Consider the following 15,768-nt stretch of genomic DNA (forward strand, 5'->3'; position numbering starts at 1 on the left):
CAGACAGTCCGATCGCTATGGGCGCGTTTCGTGCGCAAGGGCGGGTTTCGGCATTGATCCTGACAGTGGCGCACGGCGCCAGGCATCGGTTTCCAAAGGCCTTTCGGCCTTTGGTGGGGAGAGCCCGAGAGGGGCAAAGCCCCTCTCGGTTCCTCAGGTCAGGCAAACGGGCCACTGGCATGGGTCCGCGGGCGGGAGGTTTCCGTCCGGCTGCGCCCACGCCGTGGGTCAGGCTGCGAACTCGGCGCGGATCGCGGCACTGTGCTGGCCGAGCGACGGCACCGCACCGAAGGGCCGCGGCCCGTCCGAAAGTCGCGCCGGCGGCAGCGCGACGGGAACCGGTCCCTTTTCGGTCTGCACCGGCGCGCGGCGAAGCGCCGGATGCTTCTGCAGCCCGCCGCAATCGTTGACGAAGCCGTAGGCGGTGTTGGCGCGGCGCAGCTTCGCCGCGCATTCCTCCCGCGTCAGGGTGGCGAACATCTTCGCGATATGCGCATCCACCATCGGGCGGTTCGCCACGCGGTCGTTGTTCACGGTGAAGCCGGGCTTCTGCGGCAGGTCGGGCTCGTCGAGGAAATGCGCGCAGAAACTCGCCCATTCGCGTTCGTTCTGGATGGCGATGAGCACGTCGTGCCCGTCCTTCGTCTGGAAGGCGCCATAGGGGCAGATCGAGGGATGCGCCAGGCCGATGCGCGGCGGGTTCTTGCCCGTGCCCTCGTATTGCAGCAGCGGGACCGTCATCCAGTCGGCCATGCCATCGAACAGGGAAACCGCGATGCCCTTGCCCTGGCCGGTGATGGCGCGGGAGAGCAATGCCTCCAGCACCGCCGAATAGGCATGCATCCCGCAGGCGATGTCGCAGGCGGACACGCCGACGCGCCCCGGCCCTTCCGCGCGGCCGGTGATGTAGGCGAGGCCGGATTCCGCCTGCACCAGCAGGTCGTAGGCCTTCATGGTGGCGTAGTCGCCCTCGTCGCCGTAGCCGGAGATGTCCACGGTGATCAGCCGCGGGTGCTTCTCCCGCAGGGCAGCGCTGCCGAAGCCGGCGCGCGCCATTGCGCCCGGGGCGAGATTCTGGATGAAGACATCCGCCTTGGCGATCAGGCGCTCGAGCAGCGCCTTGTCGTCCGGCTTCTTGATGTCGAGGCAGATGCTTTCCTTGCCCCGGTTCAGCCAGACGAAATAGGAGGAGAGCCCGTTCGCCACCGCGTCGTAGCCGCGCGCGAAGTCGCCTTCCGGGCGCTCGATCTTGATCACCCGCGCACCCGCATCGGCGAGGCGGGAGGCGCAGTAGGGCGCGGCCACCGCCTGGTCCATGGCGACGACGAGAAGCCCTTCCAGGGGGCGGGATCCGCTCATGCTTGGGTCTCCGGCATGGATGCTGTGACCGCCTCGCGCGCGGCCAGGAGGTCGAGGATGGCGAGGACGCGGCGTTCCAGTTCGGCGCCGGCGCGGTAGTCGGCCGGAACGGCGCAATGGACACGCCCTTCGGCGATCAGGCGGCGGGTGCGCGCCGCGCGCGTCGCGTCGCCGTCGGGATGGACGGCGATGGAATGGCCGCCCTGCTCCTTCACCATGCGGAAGCAGGGGATGTCGGTGTCGCCGTCGCCGACGAAGATGATGTTGGCGAAGGGGACCCGGCGCGATTCCGGCGGGCGGTAGGCGTTGACCGCCGTGTTGTCGGCGAGGTCCAGCGCATCCTTGTTGATGCGGAACAGGTACTGGGTCTTGGTCGTGTAGTTCACCGCGATCGCCGGCGCGATGGCGGCGCCCGAGGCATTGTAGAGGAAGCCCGAGGCGAAGACGGCGCGGAAGTGCCCGCGGATCGAGGTGCCTTCGATCAGTTCGCGCAGGCCGGAGGAGATGACGTAGTGCTCCACCGCCAGGCCGCGAGCCGCGCCCGCCGCGCCGATGCGGTCGAACCAGGTCTCGACGCCGGGAAAGAGCGTGATGCCCGCGCCATGCGCCGCCCAGTCCTCCCGCCGCATCGGGATGTCGTGGGCGGCGGCCTCGACCAGCATGCGGTGCATGTAGGTCAGGATCGGGTCGCCCTGCTGTTCCTCGGCCAGAGCGTTCGCGCGCGCCCAGAAGGCACGCGCGTCGAGGCCGAGCTTCGGCAGGAAGACGTGTTCCTGCATGTTGCCCGGGGCCAGCGTGCCGTCGAAGTCGTAGGCGATCGCCACCGGCACCGGGTTGCGTGCCACGGTCAGTAGCTCCGCGGCATCCCCAGCACGTGTTCGCCGATGTAGGAGAGCACCAGGTTCGTGCTGATCGGCGCCACCTGGTACAGGCGCGCCTCGCGGTACTTGCGCTCGACGTCGTACTCCTCGGCGAAGCCGAAGCCGCCATGGGTCTGGATGCAGGCCTCGGCGGCCATCCAGGACGCCTCGGCGCAGATCATCTTGCCCATGTTGGCCTCCTCGCCGCAGGGCAGCCCGGCCTCGAACTTCGCGAGGCCCTGGCGCAGCAGCGCCTCGGCCGCGCGCATGGCGGCATAGGCCTTGGCGATCGGGAACTGCACGCCCTGGTTCCTGCCGATCGGGTGGCCGAACAGCACGCGCTGCTTGGAGTATTCCACCGCCTTCTCGATGAACCACTTGGCGTCGCCGATGCACTCGGCGGAGATCAGCATGCGCTCGGCGTTCATCCCGTCGAGGATGTAGCGGAAGCCGCGGCCTTCCTCGCCGACCAGGTTCTCGGCCGGCACTTCCATGTTGTCGAAGAAGACCTCGCAGGAATTGTGGTTCATCATCGTACGGATCGGGCGGATGGTCAGGCCCTTGCCGAGCGCCGCCTTCATGTCCACGAGGAAGGTCGAGAGCCCGTCCGTCTTGCGCTTCACCTGGTCGCGCGGCGTCGTGCGCGCGAGCAGCAGCATCAGGTCGGAATGCTCGGCGCGGGACGTCCAGATCTTCTGGCCGTTGACGATGAACTTGTCGCCCTCGCGCCTGGCGAAGGTGCGCAGCGCGGTGGTGTCGGTGCCGGAGGTCGGTTCGGTCACGCCGAAGGCCTGCAGGCGGAGTTCTCCGGTCGCGATCTTCGGCAGGTACTTCCGCTTCTGCTCCGCGCTGCCGTGCTTCAGCACGGTGCCCATGGTGTACATCTGGGCATGGCAGGCGGCGGCATTGCAGCCGCTGGCATGAATCTCCTCGAGGATCGCCGCGGCGGCGGACAGCGGCAGGCCCGACCCGCCGTATTCCTCGGGGATCAGCGCGGCAAGCCACCCGGCTTCGGTCAGCGCCTGGACGAATTCGGTGGGGTAGCCGCGGCGGGCATCGAGCTCGCGCCAGTATTCGCCGGGGAAGCGCGTGCAGAGCTTGCGCACCTCCTCGCGGATCTCGGCGTGGGTGTCGGTCGGCATCTGCATGTCCATGGCGTTACTCCCGTTCGACCCGGGATTAGGCCCGGGTCGCGTGGCTGGCAAGGCGGTCAGGCAGCGAGGCCCAGGGCGGCCTGGAAACGGCCGCGAGTATAGGCACCGTCGCGCGAAGGCAGCACGCGCGGCGCCTCGGCGGGATCGACCTCGACCACCGCCACGCGCGGTCCCGCGCTGCGGGTCGCGATCGTCGCCGCCAGCGCCTCGACGCCAGCCTCGTCCTTGATCCTGTCCGCCTGCGCGATGCCGCAGCCACGCGCCACGGCGGCGAGGTCCGTCCCGCCGCTGGTGTGGCTCTTCTGCCCGCCCGTCTCGCCGTAGAGCCCGTTGTCCAGGACGACCACCGTCAGGTTGGCCGGCGCCTGCAGGGCGATGGTCGCGAAGGCGCCGAGGCCCATGAGCTGCTCCCCGTCGCCGGTCACCACCACCACCGGCCTGTCCGGCTGCGCCAGCGCGAGGCCGAGCCCGACCAGCGCCGCCCCGCCCATCGCCCCCCAGAGGTAGAAGTTCCGCGGGTCGTCGCCGGCGGCCGCCACGTCATAGGTTGCGGCACCGAGCCCGGTGACCACCAGCATCTCGCCGCGGTCCCTGAGCAGACGCGCCACCACGTCACGCCGATCGAGCATCCTCATTCCCTCCCTCAGAACACCTTGGCGCCGACCAGGCGCTGGCCGAGCAGCACGGCGACGGCGCTGCCGCCCTCGAACGCCATGCGTGCGGCGGCGGAGACCGTCTCGCCGACGTCACCGGCCTGGTCGGCGCGACGGACCTCGACATCCATCAGCCGGAAGGCGGCCTCGGTGGTGGAGCCCATGGGCACCTGCCACGGGTTGAACTCGCCCCATTCGCCCCGCATCGTCACCAGCGCCAGCAGCGGGAAGCGGCAAGTCTTCACCAGCGAGAGCATGTTCACGCAGTTGCCGACGCCGGAGGACTGCATGAGCAGCACGCCGCGCTGCCCGCCCAGCGCAGCGCCGGCGAGGACGGCGATGCCTTCCTCCTCCGTCGTCAGCGGGATGGCGCGCATGGCGGGTTCGGCATGCACCGCGCGGATCAGCCGGGCGTGCCCGCCATCGGGCACATAGGCGACCTGGCGCACCTGCCAGCGCCGCAGCTCGGCGAAGATCGCGTCGGGCCAGGCCGTCGCTTCCGTCACCCTGTCGCCATCCATCGTCGCCTTCCTCCGTCCATCCGGCCCGGGGCTTATGGGGCGTTGCCGCCCTTCACGGAATTCGCAAGCGACGATAGTCACCATCGCAATCTGCTATAGGTCACGCCATGGACCTCCGGCAGCTCCGCACCTTCCGCGAGATCGCCCAGGCCGGCTCCCTCAGCCGCGCCGCGGACCGCTTGCGCATCGCCCAGCCGGCGCTGTCGCGCCAGATCCGGCTGCTGGAGGCCGAGGCCGGCCTGCCGCTCTTCACGCGCCACGGGCGCGGGATGGAATTGACGGAGGCGGGGCATGAACTGCTCGCCCGCGTCGCCGGGCCGATGCGCCAGCTCGAAGGCGCGATCGCGGAGCTCCGCACGCTCTCCGGGGCCGTGGCGGGGCAGGTGGCGCTCGGCATGATGCCGACGGTCGCCGCCGTGCTCGCCGGCCCGCTGTCCCGCCGCGTCGCGGAACGGCATCCGGACGTCTCCCTCCGTGTCGTCGAGGGCTATACCGGCCACCTGATCGAATGGGTCCAGCGCGGCGCGACGGATGCGACGCTGCTCTATGGCCGGGCGACGGATTTCCACCTGCCGGTGCGGGACCTCTTCGTCGAGGGCCTGGTGCTGGCCGGCCCACCGGGCAGCGGCCTGTCGCCGGAGGAGCCTGTCGCCTTGGCCGCCGCCGCGCGCCGGCCGCTGGTGCTGCCGAGCCGCCCGCATGGCCTGCGCGCCATCGTGGAGGCCGCGGCCGCCCGTGCGCGCGTCACCCTGAACCTGCGCCACGAGGCCGATTCCTTCCTGGTGCTCAAGGATCTCGTGATGTGCGGCCTCGGCTTCGCAATCCTCCCGCGCTCGGCGATCCGGCGGGAGGAACAGGAGGGGCGGATGGAGATCGCGCCGCTGGTGCGCCCGGCGGTGCGGCGCCATGTCGTGCTCGCCCTGCCGCCTGACCGCACGCCCGGGCGCGCCACCGAGGCGGTGCTCGCCCTGCTGGCCCAGGAGGTCGCGACACGCGCCGCGGAGGGCGACTGGGACGTGAGTCCCCGGGTCTGATTGCCCGAGGGCCTTGCATGTCTTGCGGGAGATACATAGGATTATTTCTACTATGGGTAGATTTCCCGCAATGCTCGCCATGCTGCTCCTCGCCTCCGCCACCGAGACGGCGGTGGCGCAGACGCGCACGGTGGTCGTGCCGGCGGGTTCCGCCGTCGTCATCGCGCCGCGCGGGCAGCCGGCACCGCGCGCCACGCTGGGGGCGCCGACCCGGCGGCAGGCGCGCAGCGTCGCGCCGCCGCCGCAGGACAACCTCGTCGGACCCTCGGCCGCGGCGGCGGTCGCGCTGGCCGGGGCGGCAGGTCTCGCCGCGCTTCTCGCCGGCGGCGGGGGCGGCGGAGGAAGCGCTGCGGCGGGGCCGGGCGGGACCGTCCGTACCCGGTAGACGAAAGCGGATGCGAGGCGCCGCCTCGCGCTCCGCTCGGGGGCGCCGCCCCCGAGACCCCCGCCACGGGACCGGGTCCCCTGGACCTCCGACTCATGGGCGGGGGCCCTTGCGCAGGGGCGACGGCGCAGCCAGGGTCGCGTCCGACCTGAATCCGGGAGATTGCCGCCGATGCTGCCGCCGCGCGAAAAGCTGACCATCTGCTTCGCCCATGTCGCCTATCGTTTCGGAGACCGCTTCGCGCTGCGGAACACGGGGCTCAAATTCATCGAGGTGCGTTCGCGCGAGGAACTCGACGCCCGCGTCGCCGAGGCCGATGTGCTCGTCTGCTCCGGCATGTGGCGCAACGACCTGCCGCAGATCGCCCCGAAGCTGCGCTTCGTGCAGTCCGCCTCCGCCGGCACCGACCAGTATGACCGTGAGGTGCTGACGAAGGCCGGCATCCGGCTCGCGAGCGGGCAGGGCATCAACGCCAATGCGGTGTCCGAGCACGCCATCGCGCTGATGCTCGCGCTGCTCCGCCGTATCCCCGAGGCGCGCGACAACCAGGCGAAGCATGTCTGGCGCGGCATGATGGGCGATTTCGCCAAGCGCGAGGACGAGGCCGGCGGCAAGACCGCCGTCGTGGTCGGGCTCGGGCGCATCGGCGGGCGCATCGCGCGGCTGTGCAAGGCACTCGGCATGAAGGTGGTCGGCGTGCGGCGCGACGTCGCCGGCGGCGCCGAGGGTGCCGACGAGGTGCATTCCTTCCGCGACCTCAAGCCGCTGCTGCCGCGGGCGGATTTCCTCATCCTCGCCTGCCCGCTGACCGACGAGACGCGCAACCTGATCGACGCCGAGGCAATCGCCGCGCTGAAGCCGACGGCGCAGCTCATCAACGTGGCGCGCGGCCGCGTGGTGGACGAGCCGGCGCTCATCGCCGCCCTGGCCGCGCACAAGTTCAAGGGTGCGGCGCTGGACGTGACGGCGGAGGAACCGCTGCCGGCGTCGAGCCCGCTGTGGGACATGCCGCACGTGCTGATCACCCCGCACACCGGCGGCGAGACGCACATGTACGAGGACAACGTCCTCGACTTCATGCTCGAGAACATCGCCCGCCTGCAACGCGGCGAGACGGCTCTCGTGAACCAGATCGTCTGAGGACGCCCGGACCATGGCCACCCGTGAAGGCGCACTCGCCCGCGCCGCTTCCTTCTTCGACGATGGCGGCTTCAAGGCGCTGCTGTCCGACCTCGTCGCCATCCCCTCCACCGCGCAGGAGGAAGGGCGTGAGGAGGACCTGCAGGACTACCTGAACGGCGCCATCCGGCCCTGGCTGGAGCGCCTCGGCTTCACCGTCGCCATCCACCCGAATCCCCTGGAGGGCTTCGGCCCGATCCTGACGGCGGCGCGCATCGAGGACCCGGCGCGGCCGACGGTACTTCTCTACGGCCACGGCGACACGGTGCGCGGGCTGGAGGATCAGTGGCGCGCCGGCCTCGAGCCCTGGAAGCTGATCGAGGAAGGCGACCGCTGGTACGGCCGCGGCACCGCCGACAACAAGGGCCAGCACGCGCTGAACATCGCCGCGCTGGAGGCCGTGCTGGACGAGCGCGGCGGCAAGCTTGGCTTCAACGTGAAGATCGTGCTGGAGATGGCCGAGGAGCGCGGCTCCAAGGGCCTGCGCGAATTCGTCGCCGCGCATGCGGAGGAACTCGCGGCCGATGTGCTGATCGCCTCGGACGGTCCGCGCGTCGAACCCGGCGTGCCGACCATCGCCACCGGCACGCGCGGCACCTTCCACTTCGATCTGGTGCTGAAACTGCGCCCCGGCGGGGTGCATTCCGGCCATTGGGGCGGGCTGACGCGCGATCCGGCGATCCTGCTCGCACATGCCCTGGCCAGTATGATGGACCGCAACGGCAAGGTCCTGGTGCGCGGCATCCTGCCGCCGAGCCTGCCCAATTCCGTGCGCGCGGTGCTGGACGGCTGCCCGGTCGGCGGCGGCGACGGCGCGGCCACCATCGACGAAGGCTGGGGCGAGCCCGGCCTGTCCAGTGCGGAGAAGATCTACGGCTGGAACAGCCTCATCGTGCTGGCGATGATCTCCGGCCGGCCGGAGAACCCGGTCAACGCGGTGGCCCCCGACGCCCGGGCGCATTGCCAGATCCGCTACACGGTGGACAGCGATCCGGCGACCTTCGCCAAGGCCATCCGCGACCACCTCGATGCCAACGGCTTCCAGGACGTCGCGGTGGAGGGCGCCTTCATCCGCATGGCGGCCTCCCGCACCGATCCGGACCACCCCTGGGTGCGCTGGGCGCAGGCGAGCATGGCGAAGTCTCTCGCGAAGAAGGTGCAGATCATCCCGAATTCCTCCGGTGGCCTGCCGGGGGATGTCTTCGTCGACCACCTGCATGTGCCGCTGGTCTGGGTTCCGCACTCCTACAATGGCTGCAAGCAGCACGGCCCGGACGAGCATTTCCTGATCGCGCCGGCCCGCGAAGGCATCCTGGCCTTCGCCGGGATGTGGTGGGATCTGGGCGAGTCGGGCACGCCCTGACCACAATCGGGTTACGCTTCCTCACCCCTTCGCCGTCCGGGGGCAACGCGCCTGTTACAGAAGGCGCGCATGTTTGCCCTCAGCGGCGAAGGGCCGCCTGACGAAAGGACGAGAGGATGCGCAAGACGACGATCGCGCTGCTGGCCGTGGCGATGGCGGCGGGGGGCATGGGCCTCGCGATGGCCCAGCCGGGCCCCGGCGGCGGCCCCGGCCCGATGGGCCCCGGTGGCGGCCCCGGCATGATGCGTGGCGATGGCGGCTGGGGCCACCACCACGGCCGGCGCGGCAACGGCGGATTCGCGGCTGGTGAGGCTTTCGCCCGCGCCGATGCCAACAACGATGGCCGCGTGACGCGGGAGGAAGGCGTCGCTTGGCTGCAGCTCCGCTTCGCGGAGGTCGACGCCAACCGCGACGGCGGCGTCACGATCGAGGAGATGACCGCCTATCTCGAGGCGCAGCGCCCCGCTGGCCGGCGCGGCCCGCCCGAAGGCATGCGGGAACGGATGCAGGAGCGCGGTGCCGCCATGTTCCGCTTCATCGACGCCAACAGCGACGGGCGCATCACCTTCGACGAGCTCCGCCCCATGGCCGAGGCCGCCTTCCGCGCGGCCGACCGCGACGCCGACGGCGCCCTGAGCCGCGACGAGGTGCGCCATCGCGGGCCGGAAGGCCGTCGCGGTCCGCCCCCGGGGCCGCCCGCGCAGCCGGGCGCCCCGGGCCAGCCTGGTGCGCCTGCCGCGCCCGCGCAGCCCTCGCGCTGACGCGATCGGAAACGCCGTCGCCTTCGGGCGGCGGCGTTGTCGCATGCGCGCATGCCCGCGCGCGCAATCGTGACCGAAAGAAGAATGGGAGAGCCCCGGTGGTGGGCGCGACAGGGATTGAACCTGTGACCCTTCGCGTGTGAAGCGAATGCTCTCCCGCTGAGCTACGCGCCCCACCGGGGAGCGCGGACATAGTGGGCGGCGGGCAGGGGTGTCAAGCGGGGCTCTTGCTCCATTTCCCTCGCGGTCCATATCCGGGGAGCCATGATGCGCCGACCTTCCCTCGCGGTCCTCGCCATCTTCGCCGCCCTGGCCGCCGAGGCCGCCCGCGCCGAGCCGTTGGAGGCGGACTATGCCCTCAGCCAGGCCGGCCTGGCGGTGATGGACCTCCGCATCGTGATCGACGTCTCGGGCAGCCGCTACCGCCTCTCGACCGTCGCGCGGTCGCGCGGAATCGGCCGCCTCTTCCTCCCGCGCGAACAGATCTCCGAAGCGGAGGGCGGTCTCGCCGGGCGGGAGGTGGTGCCGGTCCGCTATCGTGCGGAGGGTGAATGGCGCGGGACGCCGCGGCGCACGGTGCTCGAATACCTCGGGCGGACGCCCCGGCTCGCCGTGCTCGAGCCGCCCGAGGGCCCCGACCGCATTCCCGTCCGGCCGGAGGAGGCCGACGGCACGATGGATACGCTCTCGGCCCTGCTGCGGCTGTCGCGCGATGCCGCGGCCACCGGGCGGTGCGACCTCACCGGCGCGGTCTTCGACGGGCGGCGGCGGCTCGAATGGTCGTCGCGTACCCTCGGCACCGGCGCGCCGCCGGTGCCCGGCTTTTCGGGCCAAGCGCTGCGCTGCGCGCTGGAAAGCCGCCTCGTGGCGGGGTTCCGCCGCGGCGATGACCCGGCGAGCGCCGGGCAACCGCGTCAGGCAGAGGCCTGGATCGCCCAGTTCGGCGCCGACCGGCCACCGATGCCGCTGCGGGTCGAGTTCCCCTCGACCTTCCTCGGCTCCTTCCGGATGGACCTGGTGCGGGTGGGGCCGTCAGCCCCGTAGCGCGGCGATCAAGGCCGGCAGCTCGGCCGGGTGCCGCGCCACCGGCGCGCCCGCGGCCATCTCCGCCGGGCCATAGCCCCAGCCCGCGAAGATGCAGGGCACGCCGGCGCCGGCGGCGGCCTGCACGTCATTGCGATGGTCCCCGATCATCACGGCCGCCTCGGGCCCGGCGCCGGCCTTCGCCAGGGTGGCGAGCAGATGCGCCGGGTCGGGCTTGCGGACGGGGAAGGTGTCGCCCCCGCCCAGCGCGGCGAACCAGCGCGCCAGGCCAAGATCCTCGAGAAGGTGCCGCGCTGCCAGCTCGGGCTTGTTGGTGCAGACCGCGAGCCGCCAGCCGGCCGCCGCCAGCGACTCCAGCGCGGCCGGAATGCCTTCGAAGGGCCGGGTCTCCTGCGCGGCATTCTCGGTGTAGTCGGAGACGAAGGTCGCGAGGCTCGCCTCGTCGAAAGGCATGCCACGCGCGGTGAGGGCCTTGTCAATCAGTGCCCGGACGCCGTCGCCGACCATCCCGATCACCTCCTGGCGGGTGAAGCCGGGCAGCCCCAGCGCGGCCATCAGCCGGTCGAGGGAGGCATGGATGTCGGGCGCGCTGTCGACCAGCGTGCCATCGAGGTCGAAGACGGCGATCCTGCTCATGCCATGCCCGGTAGGACGGGTGGGGCGGGCGGGCAAGCCCCGTCCCGGCCGCCCCGCTCGCGACGCGCCTGCCCGGCGGGCTCGCCGCGGGACCGATACATGCGGCAAAGCATGTTGAGGCAGCGCATGCTGGACGCGGCGCGGCGCGGCGCGTTACCGGAGGCGCATGACCCCTGCTGCCATCATCCTCGCCGCCGGCCTCGGCACCCGCATGCGATCCACGCGTCCCAAGGTCATGCATCCGCTGGCCGGCCGTCCCATGATCCGACACCTGCTCGCCGCTGCCGAGGCGCGCTTCGGGCGCATCGTGGTGGTGGTCGGGCCCGACATGCCGGAGCTGGAAGCCGCCGCCGCGCCGCACGACGTCGCGGTGCAGCGGGAACGTCTCGGCACCGGGCATGCGGCCTTGCAGGCATCCTCGCTGCTTGGCGGGCATCCGGGCGACGTTGCGGTGCTCTATGGCGACAATCCGCTGATCACGGAAGCGACCATCGGGCGGCTGCTGGCCGCGCGGGCCGGGGCCGACCTGGTGCTGCTCGCCATGCGACCGGCCGATCCCGGCCGCTACGGCCGTGTCGTCACCGGCACCGACGGGGGGGTGGAACGTGTGGTGGAATGGGCCGACGCCGACGAAGCGGACCGCGCCGTCGGCCTGTGCAATGCCGGGGTCGTCTGCGCCGCCTCGGCGGACCTGTTCCGCTGGCTCGCCGCGGTGGGCAACGACAATGCGAAGGGCGAATACTACCTGACCGACGTGGTGGCGCTGGCGCGCGAGGAGGGCCGGCGCGTCGCCTTCGTGGAAGCGCCGGAGGCCGAGCTGCGCGGCATCAACAGCCGCGCCGAGCTCGCCATCGCCGAGGCCGAGGTGCAGGCGGCGCTGCGCGAGGCCGCGATGGCCGGCGGCACCACCCTGCAGGCGCCGGAGACGGTGTTCCTCTCCTATGACACGCGCCTCGGTGCCGATGTGGTGGTCGAGCCGCACGTCTTCTTCGGCCCGGGCGTGACCGTCGAGGACGGCGCCGTGATCCGTTCCTTCTGCCACCTCACGCAATGCACCGTCCGGCGCAATGCCGAGATCGGCCCCTTCGCCCGCCTGCGGCCAGGCACGGTGATCGAGCCGCGCGCGCATGTCGGGAATTTCGTGGAGCTCAAGGCGACGACGCTGGGGGAGGGCGCCAAGGCGAACCACCTCAGCTACCTTGGCGATGCGGCGATCGGTGCCGGCACGAACATCGGCGCCGGCACCATCACCTGCAACTACGACGGCGTGAACAAGCACCGCACCGAGATCGGCGAGGGCGCCTTCATCGGCAGCGACACCGCGCTGGTGGCGCCGGTGAAGGTGGGCGCGCGCGCACTGATCGGCGCCGGCAGCGTGATCACCGCCGACGTACCGGACGATGCGCTGGCGATCGCGCGCGGGCGCCAGGCGGTCTTCGCCGGGCGCGGCTTCAAGGGCAAGAAGGGGAAATAGGCAGATGTGCGGAATTGTCGGCGTCGTCGGCCGCGAGTCGGCCGCGCCGCGCATCCTCGAGGCGCTGCGGCGCCTCGAATACCGCGGCTATGACAGCGCCGGCATCGCGACGCTCGTCAACGGCTACATCGATCGGCGGCGGGCGGAGGGCAAGCTCTCCAACCTCGCTGCGGTGCTGGAGGCGACCCCATTGCCCGGCACCACCGGCATCGGCCACACGCGCTGGGCGACGCATGGCGCGCCGACCGAGCGCAATGCCCACCCGCACGGCACGCTCCGCGTCTCCGTCGTGCACAACGGCATCATCGAGAACCACGCCGAGCTTCGCGCGGAGCTGGAGGCCAAGGGGCAGGCCTTCGAGACCGACACCGACACCGAGACCTTCGCCCGCCTGGTCGACCAGAACCTCGCCGAGGGCATGGCGCCCGAGCAGGCCGCCGCCGCCGCGCTCAAGCGGGCGCACGGCGCCTACGCGCTGGCGATGGTCTTCGCCGGCCATCCGCGCACGCTGATCTGCGCCCGCCAGGGCGCGCCGCTCGCCGTGGGATATGGGGAGGGCGAGATGTTCGTCGGCTCCGACGCGCTCGCGCTGGCGCCGCTGACGCGCCGCATCGCCTATCTCGAGGAAGGCGACTGGGCGGTGGTGGATGACGCCGGCGCGCGTTTCTTCGACCTTCAGGATCGCCCGGTGCAGCGCGAGATCCGGCTGACCGCCGTCTCCGGCGCCGCGACCGGCAAGGGCAACTACCGCCACTTCATGGAGAAGGAGCTGCACGAGCATCCGGTGGTGCTCGGCGACACGCTGACGCAGTACCTCGACCCGATGACGCGCAGCGTGACCCTGCCGCCGCTGCCCTTCGACCCCGCCGCGGTGCCGCGGCTGACCATCAGCGCCTGCGGCAGCGCCTTCCTGGCCGGGCTGGTCGGGCGCTACTGGATCGAGCAGCTCGCCCGCATCCCGGTCGATGCGGATGTCGCCAGCGAGTTCCGCTACCGCGAGCCGCCGCTGCCCGAGGGTGGCGCCGCGCTGCTGGTCAGCCAGTCCGGCGAGACGGCCGACACCATGGCGGCGCTGCGCCTGCTGAAGGAGCGCCGCCAGAAGGTGCTCGCCGTGGTGAATGTGCCCGAGAGCAGCATGGCGCGCGAGGCGGACGGCGCCGTGCTGACGGTGGCGGGGCCGGAGATCGGCGTCGCCTCCACCAAGGCCTTCACGGCGCAGCTCGCGGTGCTCGCCTGCCTCGCCATCGGCTTTGGCCGTGCGCGCGGGACGATCTCCGCCGAGGACGAGGCGAGGTTGACGGCCACGCTGCTGGAAGTGCCGGGCCATGCGGCGATGGTGCTGGAGCGCGACGCCGAGATACGCGCCATGGCGGCGGAAGTGGCCAAGGCGCGGGATGTGCTCTTCCTCGGCCGCGGCACGCTGTTCCCGATCGCGATGGAAGGCGCGCTGAAGCTGAAGGAGATCTCCTACATCCACGCCGAAGGCTATGCCGCCGGGGAGATGAAGCACGGGCCGATCGCGCTGATCGATTCCGCCGTGCCGGTGATCTCGCTCTGCCCCTCCGGCCCGATGTTCGAGAAGACCGCGTCCAACCTGCAGGAAGCCGCGGCGCGCGGCGGGCGGATCATGGCCTTCACCGACGACCTCGGCGCCGCGCGGCTGAAGGCCTTTGCCGAGCGCGTCGTCGTGCTGCCGCGCGTCGGCGACTTCTCGGCGCCGATCCTGCACGCCATCCCGGTGCAGCTGCTCGCGTACCATGTGGCGGTGCTGAAGGGGACGGACGTCGATCAGCCGAGGAACCTGGCGAAGAGCGTGACCGTGGAGTGAGGCTGCCGGGGACCCGTTGCGGCCGCGTGCCGCGCATCGGGTCTCGCCCGGCCGACGACATCACCGCAGCCCGGCATGGGCTTGCTGAGAGGAGTGTTCGGGCGTGGAGGTGCATGTGATTCCGGGCGAGGCGCCGCGCCTCGCCGAGGCGGCAGATCTGCGCCGCTTCAGCGTGATCGTCGCCGCACAGCCGGAGGCGCTGCCGGCGCTCGCGGCGGCGCATGGGGGAATGCTCGATTTCGAGGGCAGCGGGCATGCCTGGGTGTCGGTCGAATGGCTGATCGCGGCGTCGGGCCTGGCGGATTCTCCCGACTGGCGCGCGGGGTTCGAGGCGATGAAGGCCTATGCCGAGGGGAAGGGCTGGACGCGGTCCGATCCGCCGGCCCTGCGCGGGCATGTGATCTGGCAGGGTGCCTGACATCCGCCTCGGTTCCACTTCCCGCTTCTCATCGCGGCCAGGCTTCCGGACGGCTGCGCATGCGTCTTCGTTTGGTGCGCGGCCGCCACGCCATCCCTGCACTCCGATGCCGTGCGCCCCGACGATGACCGGGGGCGCCGGCAAGGCGCTGCGGCATCATTCCGGCTGCACGCCAAGTTCGCGCAGGATCCGGCCGTAGGCCTCGTATTCGCTGTTCACCATGGCGGTGAAATCGGCGCGCGACATGAAGTTCACCGGCACCCGCCGCGCGGCCGCGACGCGCCGGAAGGCCTCGTCCTCCACGCCGGTCCGGCAGGCCTGCTCAAGCTGCGCCAGCACCGGCTCGGGCGTCCCGCGCGGTGCGTAGAGTCCGACCTGGCTGAGCTGCTGCGCGTCGATCCCCTGTTCGCGCGCGGTCGGCACGTTCGGGTAGTCCGGATGCCGGCGGGCGGAGAACACCGCGATCAGCCGCAGCCGGTCCGCGTCGATCAGCCCGCTCGCCGAGGCGACGACGGCGGCGGAGAAATCGAGCCGGCCGGCGAGCAGCTCGTTCAGGTGAGGCGGATCGCCACGGAAGGGGATGTGGCTGAATTCCACGCCGGTCGCGCGCTGCACGCGGAAGACGGCAAGCTGCGGCAGCGAACTGGGCCCCGGGCTGCCGTAGGTCAGCGCACGGCGCCGGCCTTCCGCGACCAGGCCTGGCAGATCGCGCACCGGGCTGTCGGTGCGCACCAGCACGCCGAGCACGTTTTCATTGGTGCCGCAGACCGGGGCGAAGCTCTCCGGCCCGATGCCGAGGTTGCGCACCATGTGCGGCTGCACCACCACCGGCGTCACCGGCGTCAGGCCGAGGGTGTGGCCATCGGGCGCGCTCTGCGCCACGGAGCGCATGCCGACGACGCCCGAGCCGCCGTCGCGGTTGGTCAGCACCACCGGCTGGCCGAGCACGCGCGTGAAATGCTCGCCGAGCGCGCGGCCATAGGCGTCGGAGGCGCTGCCCGGCGCATAGGGCAGCACGATGGTGATGGGCCGGTCGGGAAAGGCGAGCGCAGCCGTCGGCGCAAGCAGCGCGAGGGCGAGGAGGGCGCGGCGCATGGCC

Annotated in this window: 16 protein-coding genes and 1 tRNA gene; 9 read left to right on the forward strand and 8 right to left on the reverse strand. The window is 71.6% G+C overall.

Annotated features, from left to right (window positions below):
* Positions 1-228 precede the first annotated feature (228 nt).
* Genes GXW74_RS07105 through GXW74_RS07125 form a run of 5 tightly spaced genes read right to left on the reverse strand, consistent with a single transcriptional unit; the run spans position 229 to position 4,547 of the window.
* A complete protein-coding gene (locus GXW74_RS07105; protein ID WP_211845785.1) occupies positions 229-1,359 on the reverse strand; it encodes a CaiB/BaiF CoA transferase family protein in 1,131 nt (376 codons plus the stop codon).
* Positions 1,356-2,204, reverse strand: a complete 849-nt coding sequence (locus GXW74_RS07110; RefSeq protein WP_211845786.1) for a haloacid dehalogenase-like hydrolase — start codon at positions 2,202-2,204, stop codon at positions 1,356-1,358. The genes GXW74_RS07105 and GXW74_RS07110 overlap by 4 nt, the downstream gene beginning before the upstream one ends.
* A gap of 2 nt (positions 2,205-2,206) precedes the next feature.
* Entirely contained in the window at positions 2,207-3,373 is a 1,167-nt protein-coding gene (locus GXW74_RS07115; RefSeq protein WP_338148169.1) for an acyl-CoA dehydrogenase family protein, read from the reverse strand.
* A 56-nt stretch (positions 3,374-3,429) separates the two neighbouring features.
* Positions 3,430-4,008, reverse strand: a complete 579-nt coding sequence (locus GXW74_RS07120; protein ID WP_211845787.1) for a thiamine pyrophosphate-dependent enzyme — start codon at positions 4,006-4,008, stop codon at positions 3,430-3,432.
* Positions 4,009-4,016: 8 nt separating this feature from the next.
* The gene (locus tag GXW74_RS07125) at positions 4,017-4,547 is read right to left on the reverse strand and encodes a thiamine pyrophosphate-binding protein (protein WP_211845788.1); all 531 of its coding nucleotides are present in this window, start codon (positions 4,545-4,547) and stop codon (positions 4,017-4,019) included.
* Between the two features lie 107 nt (positions 4,548-4,654).
* Here GXW74_RS07125 and GXW74_RS07130 point away from each other — a divergent pair, with 107 nt between their 5' ends.
* The 5 genes from GXW74_RS07130 to GXW74_RS07150 all read left to right on the forward strand — a co-directional run bounded on the left by GXW74_RS07130 (position 4,655) and on the right by GXW74_RS07150 (position 9,269).
* Entirely contained in the window at positions 4,655-5,581 is a 927-nt protein-coding gene (locus GXW74_RS07130) for a LysR family transcriptional regulator (protein WP_211845789.1), read from the forward strand.
* A gap of 52 nt (positions 5,582-5,633) precedes the next feature.
* Positions 5,634-5,966 (forward strand): hypothetical protein, encoded by a 333-nt coding sequence (locus GXW74_RS07135; RefSeq protein ID WP_211845790.1) that lies wholly within the window; start codon positions 5,634-5,636, stop codon positions 5,964-5,966.
* Positions 5,967-6,137: 171 nt separating this feature from the next.
* Positions 6,138-7,106: a D-2-hydroxyacid dehydrogenase gene (locus GXW74_RS07140; protein ID WP_211845791.1), complete on the forward strand. Its 969-nt coding sequence runs from the start codon at positions 6,138-6,140 to the stop codon at positions 7,104-7,106.
* Between the two features lie 13 nt (positions 7,107-7,119).
* Positions 7,120-8,508, forward strand: coding sequence for a M20 family metallopeptidase (locus GXW74_RS07145; RefSeq protein ID WP_211845792.1), 1,389 nt, complete (start codon positions 7,120-7,122; stop codon positions 8,506-8,508).
* A gap of 116 nt (positions 8,509-8,624) precedes the next feature.
* The gene (locus tag GXW74_RS07150; protein ID WP_211845793.1) at positions 8,625-9,269 is read left to right on the forward strand and encodes an EF-hand domain-containing protein; all 645 of its coding nucleotides are present in this window, start codon (positions 8,625-8,627) and stop codon (positions 9,267-9,269) included.
* Positions 9,270-9,368: 99 nt separating this feature from the next.
* Here the strand turns inward: GXW74_RS07150 and GXW74_RS07155 are convergent.
* A tRNA-Val gene (locus GXW74_RS07155) sits at positions 9,369-9,443 on the reverse strand.
* A gap of 93 nt (positions 9,444-9,536) precedes the next feature.
* On the opposite strand from GXW74_RS07155, the gene GXW74_RS07160 reads away from it, so the two are divergent.
* Complete coding sequence (locus GXW74_RS07160) at positions 9,537-10,313, forward strand: DUF3108 domain-containing protein (protein WP_211845794.1); 777 nt, start codon at positions 9,537-9,539, stop codon at positions 10,311-10,313.
* Here GXW74_RS07160 and gph read toward each other — a convergent pair.
* Positions 10,302-10,949, reverse strand: a complete 648-nt coding sequence (gene gph, locus GXW74_RS07165) for a phosphoglycolate phosphatase (protein ID WP_211845795.1) — start codon at positions 10,947-10,949, stop codon at positions 10,302-10,304. The genes GXW74_RS07160 and gph overlap by 12 nt on opposite strands.
* A 166-nt stretch (positions 10,950-11,115) precedes the next feature.
* Between gph and glmU the strand changes: the two genes are divergently transcribed.
* The 3 genes from glmU to GXW74_RS07180 all read left to right on the forward strand — a co-directional run bounded on the left by glmU (position 11,116) and on the right by GXW74_RS07180 (position 14,669).
* Positions 11,116-12,423 carry a bifunctional UDP-N-acetylglucosamine diphosphorylase/glucosamine-1-phosphate N-acetyltransferase GlmU gene (glmU, locus tag GXW74_RS07170; RefSeq protein WP_211845796.1) on the forward strand — a complete coding sequence of 436 codons (1,308 nt, stop codon included), beginning with the start codon at positions 11,116-11,118 and terminating at the stop codon, positions 12,421-12,423.
* A 4-nt stretch (positions 12,424-12,427) separates the two neighbouring features.
* Entirely contained in the window at positions 12,428-14,251 is a 1,824-nt protein-coding gene (gene glmS, locus GXW74_RS07175) for a glutamine--fructose-6-phosphate transaminase (isomerizing) (protein ID WP_211845797.1), read from the forward strand.
* A gap of 103 nt (positions 14,252-14,354) precedes the next feature.
* On the forward strand, positions 14,355-14,669 hold the full coding sequence (locus tag GXW74_RS07180) for a hypothetical protein (RefSeq protein WP_211845798.1): 315 nt from the start codon (positions 14,355-14,357) through the stop codon (positions 14,667-14,669).
* Between the two features lie 156 nt (positions 14,670-14,825).
* Here GXW74_RS07180 and GXW74_RS07185 read toward each other — a convergent pair whose 3' ends face one another.
* Positions 14,826-15,764 carry a tripartite tricarboxylate transporter substrate binding protein gene (locus tag GXW74_RS07185; RefSeq protein WP_211845799.1) on the reverse strand — a complete coding sequence of 313 codons (939 nt, stop codon included), beginning with the start codon at positions 15,762-15,764 and terminating at the stop codon, positions 14,826-14,828.
* Positions 15,765-15,768: the final 4 nt, after the last annotated feature.

Origin of the sequence: Neoroseomonas eburnea (assembly GCF_018129005.1) — a bacterium.
Lineage (GTDB): Bacteria > Pseudomonadota > Alphaproteobacteria > Acetobacterales > Acetobacteraceae > Neoroseomonas > Neoroseomonas eburnea.

Excerpts from the sequence above, each read along its gene's own strand:
- GXW74_RS07145 (WP_211845792.1), top strand. The coding sequence starts at position 7,120 with ATGGCCACCCGTGAAGGCGCACTCGCCCGCGCCGCTTCCTTCTTCGAC.
- GXW74_RS07115 (WP_338148169.1), bottom strand. The coding sequence starts at position 3,373 with ATGGACATGCAGATGCCGACCGACACCCACGCCGAGATCCGCGAGGAG.
- gph (WP_211845795.1), bottom strand. The coding sequence starts at position 10,949 with ATGAGCAGGATCGCCGTCTTCGACCTCGATGGCACGCTGGTCGACAGC.
- GXW74_RS07185 (WP_211845799.1), bottom strand. The coding sequence starts at position 15,764 with ATGCGCCGCGCCCTCCTCGCCCTCGCGCTGCTTGCGCCGACGGCTGCG.
- GXW74_RS07120 (WP_211845787.1), bottom strand. The coding sequence starts at position 4,008 with ATGAGGATGCTCGATCGGCGTGACGTGGTGGCGCGTCTGCTCAGGGAC.
- GXW74_RS07160 (WP_211845794.1), top strand. The coding sequence starts at position 9,537 with ATGCGCCGACCTTCCCTCGCGGTCCTCGCCATCTTCGCCGCCCTGGCC.
- GXW74_RS07130 (WP_211845789.1), top strand. The coding sequence starts at position 4,655 with ATGGACCTCCGGCAGCTCCGCACCTTCCGCGAGATCGCCCAGGCCGGC.
- GXW74_RS07135 (WP_211845790.1), top strand. The coding sequence starts at position 5,634 with ATGGGTAGATTTCCCGCAATGCTCGCCATGCTGCTCCTCGCCTCCGCC.
- glmS (WP_211845797.1), top strand. The coding sequence starts at position 12,428 with ATGTGCGGAATTGTCGGCGTCGTCGGCCGCGAGTCGGCCGCGCCGCGC.
- GXW74_RS07105 (WP_211845785.1), bottom strand. The coding sequence starts at position 1,359 with ATGAGCGGATCCCGCCCCCTGGAAGGGCTTCTCGTCGTCGCCATGGAC.
- glmU (WP_211845796.1), top strand. The coding sequence starts at position 11,116 with ATGACCCCTGCTGCCATCATCCTCGCCGCCGGCCTCGGCACCCGCATG.
- GXW74_RS07150 (WP_211845793.1), top strand. The coding sequence starts at position 8,625 with ATGCGCAAGACGACGATCGCGCTGCTGGCCGTGGCGATGGCGGCGGGG.
- GXW74_RS07125 (WP_211845788.1), bottom strand. The coding sequence starts at position 4,547 with ATGGATGGCGACAGGGTGACGGAAGCGACGGCCTGGCCCGACGCGATC.
- GXW74_RS07140 (WP_211845791.1), top strand. The coding sequence starts at position 6,138 with ATGCTGCCGCCGCGCGAAAAGCTGACCATCTGCTTCGCCCATGTCGCC.